Raw genomic sequence first — 14,007 nt, forward strand, 5'->3', positions numbered from 1 at the left:
GAGGCAGAACGCCTTCCGGGTTTTTCCTACGTTCGCAGCAGCTGCGCGTTGACAGCTACTACTACCGTACTGATACTCATCAACAGCGCTCCGACAGCCGGACTCAGCAGAATGCCGACCGGTGCCAGCACACCGGCTGCAAGCGGTATAGCAGCAAGGTTATAGCCGGCAGCCCACCAGAGATTCTGAACCATTTTCCGGTACGTTTTCCCGGAAAGGTCAATAACAGAAAGCACATCGAGCGGGTTGCTCTGCACAAGGACAATGTCGGCGGTTTCCATTGCAACATCCGTGCCGCTGCCAATCGCAATACCAACATCCGCTGTCGCAAGCGCCGGAGCATCATTGATACCGTCGCCCGTCATCGCAACCTTTCTGCCGAACTGCTGTACTTTTTTTACCTGCTCTGCTTTATGATCCGGCAGCACTTCCGCGTAAACTTCTTCAATGCCAAGCTGGGCAGCTACCCAATCTGCCACGCGCTGATTATCCCCTGTGAGCATAATCGGTTTAATTCCTTGTTCGTTTAAGCGCTCCACCGCTTCTTTGGCAGACTCTCTCACCATATCAGCGAGCGCCACCATTCCGATCAGTTCTCCATCAACCAGTACAAACACGACCGTTTTTCCTTCTTCTGCTTTCTCTCCGAAGGTTTTCTCATCGTACGCCAGCTGATGGTCTTTCATATAGCCGGGGCTGACAATTTTCACCGCAGACCCTTTCACCGATCCTTCGAGCCCCTGGCCAGTCATTGTTTGGAAATCTTCTACCGCATGCAGCCTGATTTTGCGCGCCTTAGCTTCATTAACAATTCCTTCCGCCAGCGGATGCTCCGATTCCTGCTCCACGGAGCCGGCAAATTCAAGCACCTGCTCTTCGGAATAACTGTTGCTTGCAACAATATCGGTTACGCCGAAGCTTCCCTGGGTCAGAGTTCCTGTTTTGTCAAAAATGACTGCATCGAGCTTCCGGGCACTTTCAAACGGCGGCCGGTTACGAATTAGCAGCCCCTGTTTTGCGGATAAGGCCGTAGAGACGGACACGACGAGAGGCGCTGCAAGCCCGAGAGCATGTGGACAGCTGATCACCATTACCGTCACAGCCCGTTCTACTGCACTGTCTGTCGAACCGCTTACCAGCCGCCAGATAATAAACGTCACGATGCCCGAGCCGAGCGCAGCATAAAACAGCCATTTGGCTGCCCGGTTTGCCAGGTCCTGAGCCCGGGACTTGGATTCCTGAGCTTCCTGGACAAGCGTAACGACCTGCGAAAGATATGTCTGATCGCCGGTTTTTGTTACTTCAATCGTTAAACTTCCATCCTGGTTGACTGCTCCTCCAATGGCTTCATCCTGCTCGTTCTTTTCCACCGGGAGGGACTCCCCGGTAAGCATGGATTCATCCACCGAGGATTTTCCTTTGACAATCGTTCCGTCCACCGGCACTTTTTCTCCCGGTTTAATAAGAACATGATCTCCCTGCTGAAGGTCATCCACGCTAACTTCTTCTGTATCTCCATCTGCTTTTACCCGGCGGGCTTGATGAGGCATGAGCTTAATCAGCTCCTGCAGAGCATTTGACGCCCCCATAATCGAGCGCATTTCAATCCAGTGCCCGAGGAGCATGATGTCGATCAACGTAGCGAGCTCCCAGAAAAACTGAGTGCCTTCCCAGCCAAACACCACCATAGTGCTGTACCCGTACGCTACGACAACAGCAAGCCCGATGAGTGTCATCATTCCCGGACTTTTTTGCTTGAGTTCGTCTACTGCTCCGGTTAAAAACGGCCAACCGCCGTAAAAGAATACGACCGTTGCGAGTCCGAAAAGCCCCCACTGATCATAGGAAAAAGCCCAGTCCAGGCCGAGGAAGTCCTGGATCACCGGAGTCAAAAGCAAAATAGGAATGGTTAAAATAAGGGAGACGAAAAACCTTCGTTTAAAGTCAGCAATCATAGCGCTGTGATGCTCATGATGATCATGTCCCCCGCCATGGTCTTCATGCTCTTCGTGATGACCCTGCCCGCGGCCTCTTTGCTGGTTTGCCATTAACCCGCCTCCTTTAATACTATTCTTCAAATACCCTACCCCTGTATAAAAAATAATAAACAAAAGACTTTCCGCATAAAAGAGCAAGGATAAGGGAAAAGGCTTTACAAATAACATGATGTTGGAGGCGAAATCGTTTATGCAGACAGAATACCAGGGCATCACCATCGAATCTGTCAAAGGTGATATTACAAAGCAGGACGACCTCAAAGCTGTAGTTAATGCCGCCAATGCCCAGCTTTTAACCGGCGGAGGTGTTGCCGGTGCTATTCACCGGGCTGCTGGTCCGGAGCTCGAAGAAGCCTGCAGACTGCTGGCCCCTATTTCACCCGGGGAAGCAGTGATTACAAAGGGCTTTCAAATGCCAAACGATTACATTATTCACTGTCTCGGACCTGTTTACGGGGTCGATAAGCCTTCAGACGAACTTCTTCGTGACTGCTACCTTAACGCCCTGCAGCTGGCCGAAGACAAAGACATTACAAGTATTGGATTTCCTGCCCTGTCCACCGGGGCCTTTGGCTACCCACTTGATCAGGCGCTTGAAGACTTTATGCCTGTCTTTTTGGAGCAGCTTGCCCAGGCTGCTTCTGTTCAGCATATCCGGTTTGTACTGTTTAGTGATAAAGATGCTGCTTCTTACGAAAAATACCTTCAGACGGCTGTTTCCACTTAAGCCGGTCAAGATCCGGATACCAAAGCATTGGCTACTTCTTCTGCCGGGCTTATGATTCACGACTATTTAACTGCACAGGCACGGATCCAACTTTTGGTTTGAATTTGCTGCTGTTGGTTACATTTCATTTCTAAGAGGGAATGCAGAAGCATAGCTTCAATTGAAAGGAGATCATCTAATGAAAAAATTCTTTACCGTCATCGGACTCGCAGCTTTATTTGTTACAGGATCAGCAGTCCCTGCACAGGCTTCTGAAACCCCAACGACTGTTCAGCAGGAACAGAAGCAGGAATTCACTCCTTATGAAGCACTCCAGACAGTACGCGATCAGGAAGGCACAGACGCAGAACTAAAAATCGATCAATATCCTTCGATCAGCGAAAGCGGCCAGGCTTATTACCAGGTGCAGGCACTCGACCTTTCCCTTATTGAACAGGGCGACAACGGACTGCTCCAAACGTACCGTGTGTATGAAGACGGACGCGTTCTTGTCTTATAAACGTCAACCCCGTGCAGCAGAAGCCGCACGGGGTTTCTCTATTGGATGGTTGGAGGCTTTTTCATCAAAAGCGGACGGTAAAAGTATTCCCGGTCCTTCCATCCGAGTTCTTCATGCAGTAAAGCAAACGTTGTATGAAAAAACCTTTGTATGGCCTTTCCGTCAAATTCCTCTGTAAGAGGCAGAAAGTATTCGCTTGCGTTTTGATCATAATAAGCGCCTGCAGGCTCAAGCGCTGAACTGTTTAAATCCTTTTGCTGAAAAGGGTATGGCAGAACGAAAAAAGCAGGTATCGCTGTATTGTCATCACCGGGCCAAAATCCAAATTCGATAAACTGTTCGTCAAAAGCAGCTTTTTCGATCGTTTTGTCTTCCGGAAAGGGCTCCGGAATATTTTTCACAATAAGTGTCGAAACGTCGAAGGTGCCCCAGAATAAACCCGGTTTGATTTTGCGGCAGCGCAGCGGTGCGATAAAAGCCAGTTCCTCCTGATATGCCGCCTGCATCATTTTGAGCCCCTTCACGGCTGCCTCTGCATCGTACCGTTTATGCACCTGGTCTTCCGGAAACCATACCGTCACCGGCATTTCCTGGGGTTTGGGATGAATACGAACGTGAACTCCTGCCTGGTAAAGACAGCTGAAAATCCATTCGTAATACGTTTGAATGGAGGTGCCGTCTTCAAGCCTTTTGGTTTCCACAGTATCTTCCACTGCTACCAGAAGCCGGCTGTTCCGGATGTCTATTTCGAGCTCAAATGCTTTACGCTCCTTAACCAGCACACCTGTAGAGAAGCCATCGCGCGTAACTTCAAGCATCACATGCTCCCACTGCGGCTCCTGCGGCGCTGCTTCAAGCCGTATCTTCCCGAGAATCTGGGAGAGAAGCTGAAGGGTCAGTTTTGTTTCCTTCCATTTCTGAAAAGGCATAATTTCCATTAAATACTGCTCCTTTCTTCCAGAGGAAGCTGTTGTTGTTAATGATGCCTCACTGCTACACTGCGTTTTCATCCATATACATTACTTCCCAGAGATGACCATCAATATCCTGAAAGCTCCACCCGTACATAAAGCCTCCATCCATCGGTTCATTAGACGGACGCCCTCCTGCATCCAGCGCCTTTTGGACAATCTCATTGACTGCTTCTTTGCTGTCAGCAGAAATGGCCAGAATCGCTTCTGCCTCCCTGCTGGTATCCACGACATTTTTGTTGGTAAATGTTTGAAAAAATGCTTCCTGGAGCAGCATGACGTATATACCGCTTCCAAGTATCATGCACGCCGCATTTTCATCCGTGAAGCGCTGGTCAAATGAAAAGCCGATCGTTTGAAAAAACTCCATCGAAGCCTCAAGGTTTTTAACCGGAATATTTACAAATATTTGCTTTGTCTGCAGATCCATAGTATCCGCCCCTCCTTCTTTGTCACTTTTCCTCCCCGTAAGCAACCACATGCCACAGCACACCAAACTGGTCCTTCAACTGTCCGTAAGCCGGACTGAAAAACGTTTCTGCCATAGGCATGATCACTTCTCCGCCGGTGCCAAGAGCATGAAATGTTTTTGCCGCCGAGGAAGCGTCACTCATGCTAAGTGCGATCGACACCAGGCTTCCCGGCGCCTCCAGATCGGAGCTGTCAGGAAATGTATCTGAGAGCATCAGCTCCATCTCACCGACTTTTAAATAAGCATGCATAATGAGTTCTTCAGCTCCCGGTGGTATTTCCATGCCTCCAACCTCTGCATAGGTCTGGCTTTCGATAATTCTTGCCTCCAGGACTTTTTCGTAAAAAGCGGCAGCCTCCCGTGCTTTTCCATTAAAAGTAAGGTACGGATTCATCCCGGTAATCATCGTAGACGTCCTCCTCTATTTCATGATTACCTTCACTATAGCACGGGCGTCTCCACCTTATTTCTTTTCGATTGCGGTCCCAACCTGGCGCTTCAGAAAATTATTCATCAACAGCGACAGTGAAACGAGGATGGGAGGGTCATCAAGACGCGGTGGGTACAAATGGACGTCTCTCTTTTCTTCCGCAAAGTCTCCATTCACATGGAACGGCTCTTTTGAGCGTGTGCGAAGCGTGTGATGAGGGATAAGGATATCGGTCGCGTTCATTTTCCAGGCGACCGATGTTGCCATCACATAATACACTCCCGGCTTCACCCCTGGAATCCAGTATTCTTCCGACGCCTCGCACAGCGTGCCGTACAACGGCACTCCCTCCGGCATGGGACGGGGGAACAGTCCAATCAATACAAACCCTTCAAAAGACATTTCACTATAGACCCGGCCTTTAATACACGGTTCCGTTGAAGGAAAAACCGGCTCTGCCCAGTGCCGGGCCTTTTTTAACGAGGATAAAGATTCCTCTGTGGAGGCAGCTGAGGCACGAAAAACTCCCGGGGTCATTCCTACTCTCGACGCAAAGCTCGTTGTGAACGTTCCTACGCTCTGCTGGCCGATTTCCATCCCGATATCCCGTATAGGAAGAGCTGTTTCGAGCAGCAGCTCCTTTGCCCTCTGAAGCCGGAGAGCAGACAGGTAGTACAATGGCGGCACCCCGACACTCTTTTTAAAAAGACGCGAAAAATGATAAGGACTGTAGGCAGCCTGCGCAGCCAGCCCAGCAAGATCCAACGGTTCGTGAAGATGTTCCTGCATATACGTAATGGCGTCATGAACAACCGGTGTAGGTGATTGTTCCATTACCTTACCTCCTGCCCTTCGGCCCGTTATTAAATACATTCCTATTGAACCGAAAGCTTCCTAATATTAATTATATCAGAAAGCGCTTTCATAAAAGGTTGAAAATTGAAATCCTTCCATAAAAATGCCCCGCCTAAAGGCAGGGGCAGGTCTGTATTTTATAACGGATACTCCGCAGCTTTTACATGCTTTTTCAGAGTGGTAATGAGCAGCTGGAGATCTTTATCTTCGATGTTCAGCGGCGGGGAAAGGGTTAAAATATTATTATGGCTCCTGGCAATATCGGAGGTTTTGCCGACAATAACTCCGTCTTTTTTGCAGCTTGCAAAAATTTGCTTTACGAACTTTTCCGGCGCCGCTTTTTTGGTCGTTTTGTCTTCGACAAATTCAACGCCGGCCAGAAGCCCGCGGCCCCGTACCTCACCTACGTAGGGAAGCTCTTCCAGCTCCTTTAATGCCTCCAGGAGCTCCCTGCCTTTTTTCTCGGATCGTTCCACCAGCTTCTCCCGCTCCATTACTTCCAGGTTTTTCACAGCGGCTGCGCAGGCCGCTGGATGGCCCCCGAAGGTATTTACGTGGCGGAAATGGTCATATGCTTCACTGCCGGTAAACGCCTGATACATGTCCTTTCGAACGGCGGTTACAGACAGCGGCATATATCCACTTGTTATTCCCTTCGCCATTGTCACAATATCCGGCTTCACGTCTGCATGCATAAATCCAAAGCGCCTGCCGGTCCGTCCAAAACCACAAATAACTTCATCGCTGATTAAAAGAACGCCGTAGCGGTCACAGATGTCCCGGACCCGTCTCATATAGGAGGCTTCGGGAATCAGCACTCCGCCCCCGGTAATGATTGGCTCCATAATAACGGCCGCTACCGATTCTTCTGCCTCCCATAAAATCGCCTGTTCAATTTCATCCGCACAAGCCAGGCTGTACTCCTCCTCGCTCTGGCCTTCCGGCTTCCGGTATGGGTCCGGCGGCGTTACATGCACAAATCCCGGCGGCAGAGGCTCGTACCGGTATTTCCGCTGCGTCTGGCCGCCTGCTGCCATTGTAGCGAGTGTACTCCCGTGGTAGGTGCGGTAGCGGGAAATGGTTTTATACCGGCTGCCTTCACCAATTTGTTGAAAATATTGACGTACCAGCTTCAAGGCAGTTTCATTTGCTTCCGATCCACTATTGGAAAAAAAGTACATGTAGCCGTCGCCGAGCCATTCATCAAGCTTTGCTGTCAATTGAACGGCCGGAGTATGGCTTTGCGTTAAAGGATAGAATGGAAGCTTCAGCATCTGTTCATAGGCAGCGTCGGCAATTTCTTTTCGCCCGTATCCGACATTTACACACCAGAGACCGGCCATGCCATCAAGGTACTCCCTGCCGTCCACGTCTGTCACCCACGAACCGTCCGCTTTCTCTATAACCATGCCTCCTCCCGGGCTGTAAGGCCTCATAGCATGCCAAATGCTTTCCTCATCTCTTTTTTTCATCTCTTCCGGCTCCCAGGCCATCACGGTCACCCTTTCTACTAAAATGTCAGCGTATACAAAATGCTGTCTACCGTGATCTTCTCACGTCCGGCCTGAAAAGAAAAGACTCAGTGGGAAGGAGTTTATAGTCAGAGTGCCTGGTTTTCATGTTTTTAGCTTCATATACCCACTCATTTTTTCAATCGGTGCAGACGGACTGTCAGCGAAGGGATATCCACGCGGAGCAGTGTCCACCGGAACAGTTTTACCTTTAGCTCTCCGGCCACGGTCACTGCTTCCACCGGATTCCCATTTTCAATTTTTCGTTTCACCTCTACCGAAGCTCCGCTTTGCACAGGAAATGTATTTCTGGGCACCGGATGGCTTTCACCAAACAAATGACGGGGTTCTGACAGCCTGTATGTCTTAGCGGCTGAGTTCTTTTCCTTGTTTTTCATTTGGCACCGTCCTTTCTGAACAGCTCTGTTTCTTTTTCCTTTCCCTTTTCCCTGAAAATCTTTCACTGCTTTCACCTTCTCTCCCCTTCGATATTTTTATTGGTCAAAAATGTTTAGACTTTCGCAAAAACGTTAATACATTCTCTACCGTTTTTCACAGTTGTTGTTCAAGCATATTTCTTGAATTTCTCTTCCCCATTTCCTACTATGGTGGTGTAAATCAATTGGTCAGAGAAAATCAAATTCATCTCTTGCATTATACGGGAATCGGGTATATAATACTGTTACAAGGTCAAAGATAGTCAAAGTCAACGAAATAATTTTGACCTTACAAAGATGAAAAATGAACGATGCACACGTCAATAATACTACTTTAAAATAAGGAGGTTCGGTTCAGTATGATGAGATGTGAACATTGCGAACAGCGTCCAGCACGCATTGAACTGAACATGAATGTTAATGGAAGTCATCAAAAAATGCACCTGTGTGAACGGTGCTATAGAGAAATCCGCCAAAGCATGAATCAGCCATCCGGCCAGGGCAGCTTCGGCGGTTCCCAGTCCCCGTTTGACCAATTCTTTAACAATATGATGGGCAGCGGAGCAGAACAAGGATCCGGCCAGGGACAGGAACAGGCCCAGTCTGGCGGTGGCCAGGGCGGCGGCCTTCTTGACGATTTAGGTAAAAACCTGTCTGACGTTGCACGCGCCGGACTCATTGACCCAGTCATCGGCCGCGATAAAGAAGTCGAACAAGTCATTGAAACGTTGAACCGCCGCAATAAAAACAATCCGGTTCTTATCGGTGAACCGGGTGTCGGTAAGACAGCCATTGCCGAAGGCCTGGCCCTCCGCATTTCAGAAGGCGATGTACCAAACAAACTGAAAAATAAAAGTATCTACCTGCTCGACGTCACTTCCCTCGTAGCAAATACCGGGGTGCGCGGACAGTTTGAAGAACGCATGAAACAGCTGCTAAAAGAGCTGCAGGAACGCCAGGATGTCATCGTCTTTATTGATGAGGTTCACCAAATCGTTGGCGCAGGTTCGGCAGAAGGTTCTTCAGACGCCGGCAATATTATGAAACCGGCACTGGCCCGCGGAGAAATTCAATTGATCGGTGCAACTACGCTTGCGGAATACCGTAAAATTGAAAAAGACGCAGCACTCGAACGCCGTTTTCAGCCGGTTATGGTTAACGAACCAAATCTCGAAGACAGCGTAGCGATCCTAAAAGGGCTGCAGGCAAACTATGAAAAATTCCATCATGTGGCTTTTACTGATGAAGCACTTGAAGCCTGCGTTAATTTATCCAACCGCTACGTACAGGACCGGTTCCTGCCGGACAAAGCAATCGATTTAATGGATGAAGCAGGCTCCAAAATAAACCTTGCTCACAGCGATGATGACAGCGAATCTCTGCAAAGCCGTCTCGAACAGATTGCTGCGGAAAAAGAGCGTGCTACCCAGCAGGAAGATTATGAACGCGCAGCTAAGCTTCGTGATGAAGAGGCCAAGCTGCAGGAGCAGGTTAAAGAAGCCGAACAAAACGGCAATATTCAAAAAGAAACGCCAACCGTTGATGTAGAAACGATCCAGATGATCGTGGAAAATAAAACCGGCATTCCGGTTCGCCGCCTCCAGCGCGATGAACAAAAGAAAATGCGCGATCTGCCTGAACGTCTGAATGCCAATGTGATTGGACAGGAAGAAGCAGTAAGTAAAGTCGCGCGCTCGATTCGCAGAAATCGTGCCGGCCTTCGCCGCGGCAGCCGTCCGATTGGATCCTTCCTATTTGTCGGTCCAACCGGCGTCGGGAAAACAGAGCTTTCCAAAACACTCGCTTCTGAAATGTTTGGCGATCCTGAAGCAATGATCCGCCTCGACATGAGTGAATATATGGAAAAACATTCTGTGTCCAAGCTTATCGGTTCGCCACCAGGATATGTCGGACACGATGAAGCAGGACAGCTGACAGAAAAAGTGCGCCGGAAGCCGTACAGCATCATTCTGCTGGACGAAATTGAAAAAGCGCACCCTGATGTGCAGCATATGTTCCTGCAGATCATGGAAGACGGCCGCCTGACTGACAGTCAGGGACGCACGGTCAGCTTTAAGGATACAGTCATCATTATGACTTCAAACGCCGGTTCGCAAATGAAACGCGTTACGGTAGGCTTTGGAGACAAAGACCAGGTAGAACCAAAAATCATGGAATCCCTCAGCGATTATTTCCGTCCGGAATTCCTGAACCGTTTCGACAGCATTGTAAGCTTCAAAGAACTGGCTCGCGAAGACCTTGTTACCATCGTAGATCTCATGCTCAAAGACATCTTAGAAGCAGCCAGTGAGCAGGGACTGAATGTTACCGTGTCTGAAGATGCAAAACGTATGCTGGCCGATCAGGGCTATGATCCTTCGTTCGGTGCCCGCCCTCTCCGCCGCGTAATCGAAGAAAAAGTAGAAGACGGCATTGCTGATCTCATGCTTGAAGAGGAAGATGTGCAAAGCATTATGATCACGGTGAACGACAATGATATCCAGGTAGCCAATGCCCAAACTTCTGCCTCTGCTGAAGAATAACTCTTATATTACCGAAAAGCCCTGCAGCAGCCGCTGCAGGGCTTTTTTATGCTTAAAAACATCTGTTATGCACCGCTTACTTATTTTATGTTTTTCCTTTCTCAAACCGCGTATCACAAAAAAAGAAGCATTTTTCTGCAACACCGCTTTTATAGCCCTCGGAATCCGTATCGGAGAATGGTGCCTTTTTAATTAATTTTCTTAATAGTTTTATTGAACGCAGCGGTGGATACGCATTATAATCTCTCCCCCGAAATCCTAAATGTTCCACGTGGAACATTTTATGTTTGTGAAGCTATTTTCCATCTTCCTTTTACTTTTTTACAAAAAGAGCGTACAATGTAATTGATAACGATTATCACTAAAGGAGCTGGACACCTTGTCTGACTTTCACATACACGATGTTACCATTATCGGCGGCGGGCCTGCTGGTTTATACACTGCTTTCTACTGCGGAATGCGGGCGCTCGACACCCATATCATCGAAGCGCAGCCTGATCTGGGCGGGAAAATTCACGCCTACCCTGAAAAAATTGTCTGGGATGTCGGCGGACTGCCTCCTTCCTCCGGGAAACAGCTGATGGATCAGCTGGTGGCACAGGCAGAAACGTTCCACCCGGCCATTACTACAAATGAAAAAATTATTCACGTGGAAAAGGATGAGGCCGGGCTTTTCCGTCTAGAGGCAGAAACAGGAGGCATCTATTATTCCCGTGCGGTTATCATTGCTGTCGGTCACGGCATTCTTCATGCCCAAAAGCTCGACATCGAAGGCGCAGAAAAGTTTGAGCTTTCGAATCTGCACTATACCGTGCAGCAGCTTGAGCGCTTCCGTGACCAGAAGGTAGTCATTTCCGGAGGCGGCAACTCTGCCGTCGATTGGGCGAACGCTCTCTGCCCGATCGCAAGCGAAGTCACCGTCGTGCACCGGCGCGATGAGTTCGGCGGTCATGAACGGCACGTTCAGGAAATGAAGGATTCCGAAGTAAATGTCCAGACGCCTTTTGCTCTTTCGGGGCTTCACAGCAACGACGAGGGCACTGCTATCGAAAGGGTGCTCTGCACAAACCTTGAGACGAACGAAAGTATGGAGAAAGAAGTGGATGCTGTGATCGTGAATCACGGTTTCCAGATGGAGTTCGAGCTTCTCGAAAACCTGCAGCTGCAGACAGAAGAAAATAAAATCCTCGTAAACGAGCAGATGAGAACAAATATTGAAGGTTTATTTGCTGCCGGTGATATTACCAATCACCAGGGAAAAGTCCATTTGATTGCCGGCGCGTTTGTGGAAGGCGCTTCAGCTGCGAACAGCGTCAAGCAGTTTCTTGAGCCCGGTGCCGGAGCAAAGGCTATGGTATCCTCCCATAACGAGCGGTTTGCGGAAAAAAATCAGGAAATTCAAAAGAATATCCTTTCCAAACAGCTGTAAACAGCCGTTTGAATGCTTTATGGAAACACTGGCGGCCATCAATTAATCAAAGAGGTGAAAGCGTTGCGACTACCCCGCTCCACAGAACGTCTTTCATTTCGTTCCATGCAGCATAAAGACCACCGGCTGCTGAAAAACATTTTCCAGGATAAAGACGTTATGCGCTATTACTCCGCGTTAAAGTCCGAAAAAGAGATCGACGAATGGATCCATTGGAATAAAAGTCACTATCTATCGTACGGGGTCGGAATGTGGATCGTGGAAGACCGGCAAAACAAAAGCTTTATCGGCCAGTGCGGACTTGTCCCCGAAAAAATAGAGGGCAGTGTTTCTATTGAACTTGGATACCTGTTCACACCGGAGAACTGGGGATACGGGTACGCGTCCGAATCCGCTGCTATGGTCCGGGATTTCGCGTTTTATTCACTCGATATTTCAACGCTTATATCAATCATCGATCCTGAAAACACGCCTTCTATTAAAGTTGCTGAAAATATTGGGATGACCTATCAGCGTCCCGTCAAACGGTGGAACCGTTCCTTCAGCTTATATGCTGCGGTCCGCCCCTGATTCAACTGTCACAATTCGTCCATTGTACCGGGCCTTCCCCTGTGCTATGTTAACGATATATTCTTATCGTGATTTTGACATTAGAAAGGAAGGCCGTGCATGAATTCTCTCCAATCGCTTAGATGGGCCGGTATCATTGAAGGAATCTCATTTCTGCTTCTGCTCTTTATTGCTATGCCTTTAAAATACGGGGCGGGCTTTGACATGGCTGTGACCGTCGTTGGCGCTGCCCACGGGGGATTGTTCGTCCTGTATGTAGCTATTGCTTTGTTTGTCTGGGTACAGAAGCGCTGGCCATTTCTGCGTATGCTTATTGCCGTTATTGTATCCGTCATCCCGTTTGGCCCGTTTGTATTTGAACGCAGCCTGCGGCGTGAAGAAAATGAAGAGCTTGAGCCCGGCGCCGTCTTTTAAACCGAACCTTTCGTTCGGTTTTTTTCATGGCCCGATGGCGGCTTATAGTAATTTATCTCAAAACATGATATAAAGAATTGATGCTGTGAAAAATTTGCAGTTTTTACATAAACCAATTTTGATGAACGAGGAGTCTCGATGTACATGATTGAATGGAAAAATATTTTACGTGGCATGGCCATGGGAGCAAGTGACGTTATTCCGGGCGTAAGCGGCGGCACACTGGCGTTAATCCTTGGTATTTACTACCGGCTGCTGTCTGCCATCAGCATGCTTTTTTCACGCCAGTGGAAGCAGCAGCTCGGCTTTTTAATTCCTCTCGGTGTAGGGATGGGGACAGCTATTCTGTCACTTGCCCATCTGCTTGAATGGCTGCTTGCCGAACACCCGCAGCCGACGTTTTTTTTCTTTTTTGGACTGATTCTCGGAACGATTCCATTTATTTTGTACAAAGTGAATTACAAAACGAATTTTAAAAAGCATCATTACGTCATTTTGCTGATCGCTGCTGTGATTGTCCTGCTCTCGGGTCTTTTCCAGGGAGATGAGGAGGCAGCCGTCATTGCCACCGGCAGTGCTGGAAGCTTTGCCACCTTGTTTTTCTCAGGATGGCTTGCGAGTACAGCGATGATTCTTCCCGGCATCAGCGGTTCGTTTGTGCTCGTAATAATCGGGGTTTATCAGACTGTGATCAACGCCTTAACAGAGCTGAACCTGCCGGTGCTTTTCACCTTCGGCATCGGCGTGCTCGTCGGGATCGCCATTATGAGTAAGCTCCTTCGTTACCTGCTGCGCGCTCATACTGTCGGAACGTACGCGGTGATTACCGGCCTTCTTCTTGGGTCGCTTTACGTTATATTCCCCGGCTTAAATGACGGCGTGATCGCTTTTATCATCAGTCTGGCGATGTTTGCTGCTGGCCTGGCTCTGGCACTTTTCCTCGGCCGGATTGACCGTACCAGAGCAGTGTAATTCCTATAAGTAAAAGAGAAGGGGCTGTCCCAAAAATGAACTGATCCCCGTCAAGTAGACAATGAAAATAAGTAAAACTCTTAAGCGGCTTGATTCCGGTATTCTATCGGGGTCAAGCCGTTTAAATGTTCCTGGTATCGTTGGTGGTTGTAAAACCGAATGTAGCGACGAATCGCTTTC

The 14,007-nt window shown here is 48.7% G+C and carries 15 protein-coding genes; 7 read left to right on the forward strand and 8 right to left on the reverse strand.

Going from position 1 to position 14,007, the window contains the following annotated elements; translation table 11 throughout:
* Positions 1-26: 26 nt before the first annotated feature.
* Positions 27-2,048, reverse strand: coding sequence for a copper-translocating P-type ATPase (locus ACTTK7_RS03830; RefSeq protein ID WP_462865924.1), 2,022 nt, complete (start codon positions 2,046-2,048; stop codon positions 27-29).
* Positions 2,049-2,187: 139 nt separating this feature from the next.
* Between ACTTK7_RS03830 and ACTTK7_RS03835 the strand changes: the two genes are divergently transcribed.
* Positions 2,188-2,724 carry a macro domain-containing protein gene (locus ACTTK7_RS03835; RefSeq protein WP_462865926.1) on the forward strand — a complete coding sequence of 179 codons (537 nt, stop codon included), beginning with the start codon at positions 2,188-2,190 and terminating at the stop codon, positions 2,722-2,724.
* Between the two features lie 178 nt (positions 2,725-2,902).
* On the forward strand, positions 2,903-3,223 hold the full coding sequence (locus tag ACTTK7_RS03840) for a hypothetical protein (protein ID WP_298786704.1): 321 nt from the start codon (positions 2,903-2,905) through the stop codon (positions 3,221-3,223).
* Positions 3,224-3,261: 38 nt separating this feature from the next.
* Here the strand turns inward: ACTTK7_RS03840 and ACTTK7_RS03845 are convergent, their stop codons facing one another.
* The 6 genes from ACTTK7_RS03845 to ACTTK7_RS03870 all read right to left on the reverse strand — a co-directional run bounded on the left by ACTTK7_RS03845 (position 3,262) and on the right by ACTTK7_RS03870 (position 7,860).
* A complete protein-coding gene (locus ACTTK7_RS03845) occupies positions 3,262-4,161 on the reverse strand; it encodes a DUF5996 family protein (RefSeq protein ID WP_462865928.1) in 900 nt (299 codons plus the stop codon).
* A gap of 55 nt (positions 4,162-4,216) precedes the next feature.
* Positions 4,217-4,624 carry a VOC family protein gene (locus tag ACTTK7_RS03850; protein WP_462865930.1) on the reverse strand — a complete coding sequence of 136 codons (408 nt, stop codon included), beginning with the start codon at positions 4,622-4,624 and terminating at the stop codon, positions 4,217-4,219.
* A gap of 22 nt (positions 4,625-4,646) precedes the next feature.
* Positions 4,647-5,072 carry a VOC family protein gene (locus ACTTK7_RS03855; RefSeq protein ID WP_462865932.1) on the reverse strand — a complete coding sequence of 142 codons (426 nt, stop codon included), beginning with the start codon at positions 5,070-5,072 and terminating at the stop codon, positions 4,647-4,649.
* 57 nt (positions 5,073-5,129) lie between these two features.
* Positions 5,130-5,930: a helix-turn-helix domain-containing protein gene (locus ACTTK7_RS03860; RefSeq protein WP_462865934.1), complete on the reverse strand. Its 801-nt coding sequence runs from the start codon at positions 5,928-5,930 to the stop codon at positions 5,130-5,132.
* Positions 5,931-6,088: 158 nt separating this feature from the next.
* Complete coding sequence (locus ACTTK7_RS03865) at positions 6,089-7,423, reverse strand: aminotransferase (protein WP_462865936.1); 1,335 nt, start codon at positions 7,421-7,423, stop codon at positions 6,089-6,091.
* A gap of 170 nt (positions 7,424-7,593) precedes the next feature.
* Entirely contained in the window at positions 7,594-7,860 is a 267-nt protein-coding gene (locus tag ACTTK7_RS03870) for a hypothetical protein (protein WP_462865938.1), read from the reverse strand.
* A 401-nt stretch (positions 7,861-8,261) separates the two neighbouring features.
* Here ACTTK7_RS03870 and ACTTK7_RS03875 point away from each other — a divergent pair, with 401 nt between their 5' ends.
* The 5 genes from ACTTK7_RS03875 to ACTTK7_RS03895 all read left to right on the forward strand — a co-directional run bounded on the left by ACTTK7_RS03875 (position 8,262) and on the right by ACTTK7_RS03895 (position 13,827).
* Positions 8,262-10,442: an ATP-dependent Clp protease ATP-binding subunit gene (locus ACTTK7_RS03875; RefSeq protein WP_462865958.1), complete on the forward strand. Its 2,181-nt coding sequence runs from the start codon at positions 8,262-8,264 to the stop codon at positions 10,440-10,442.
* Positions 10,443-10,821: 379 nt separating this feature from the next.
* On the forward strand, positions 10,822-11,871 hold the full coding sequence (locus ACTTK7_RS03880) for an NAD(P)/FAD-dependent oxidoreductase (protein WP_462865940.1): 1,050 nt from the start codon (positions 10,822-10,824) through the stop codon (positions 11,869-11,871).
* Positions 11,872-11,883: 12 nt separating this feature from the next.
* Positions 11,884-12,441, forward strand: a complete 558-nt coding sequence (locus ACTTK7_RS03885; protein WP_462865942.1) for a GNAT family N-acetyltransferase — start codon at positions 11,884-11,886, stop codon at positions 12,439-12,441.
* Between the two features lie 99 nt (positions 12,442-12,540).
* On the forward strand, positions 12,541-12,855 hold the full coding sequence (locus ACTTK7_RS03890) for a DUF3817 domain-containing protein (RefSeq protein WP_462865944.1): 315 nt from the start codon (positions 12,541-12,543) through the stop codon (positions 12,853-12,855).
* Between the two features lie 144 nt (positions 12,856-12,999).
* The gene (locus tag ACTTK7_RS03895; protein ID WP_462865946.1) at positions 13,000-13,827 is read left to right on the forward strand and encodes a DUF368 domain-containing protein; all 828 of its coding nucleotides are present in this window, start codon (positions 13,000-13,002) and stop codon (positions 13,825-13,827) included.
* 80 nt (positions 13,828-13,907) lie between these two features.
* Here ACTTK7_RS03895 and ACTTK7_RS03900 read toward each other — a convergent pair.
* A partial coding sequence (locus tag ACTTK7_RS03900; protein ID WP_462865960.1) for an IS3 family transposase occupies positions 13,908-14,007 on the reverse strand: 100 nt, incomplete at its 5' end.

This window comes from Marinococcus tarijensis, assembly GCF_054971385.1.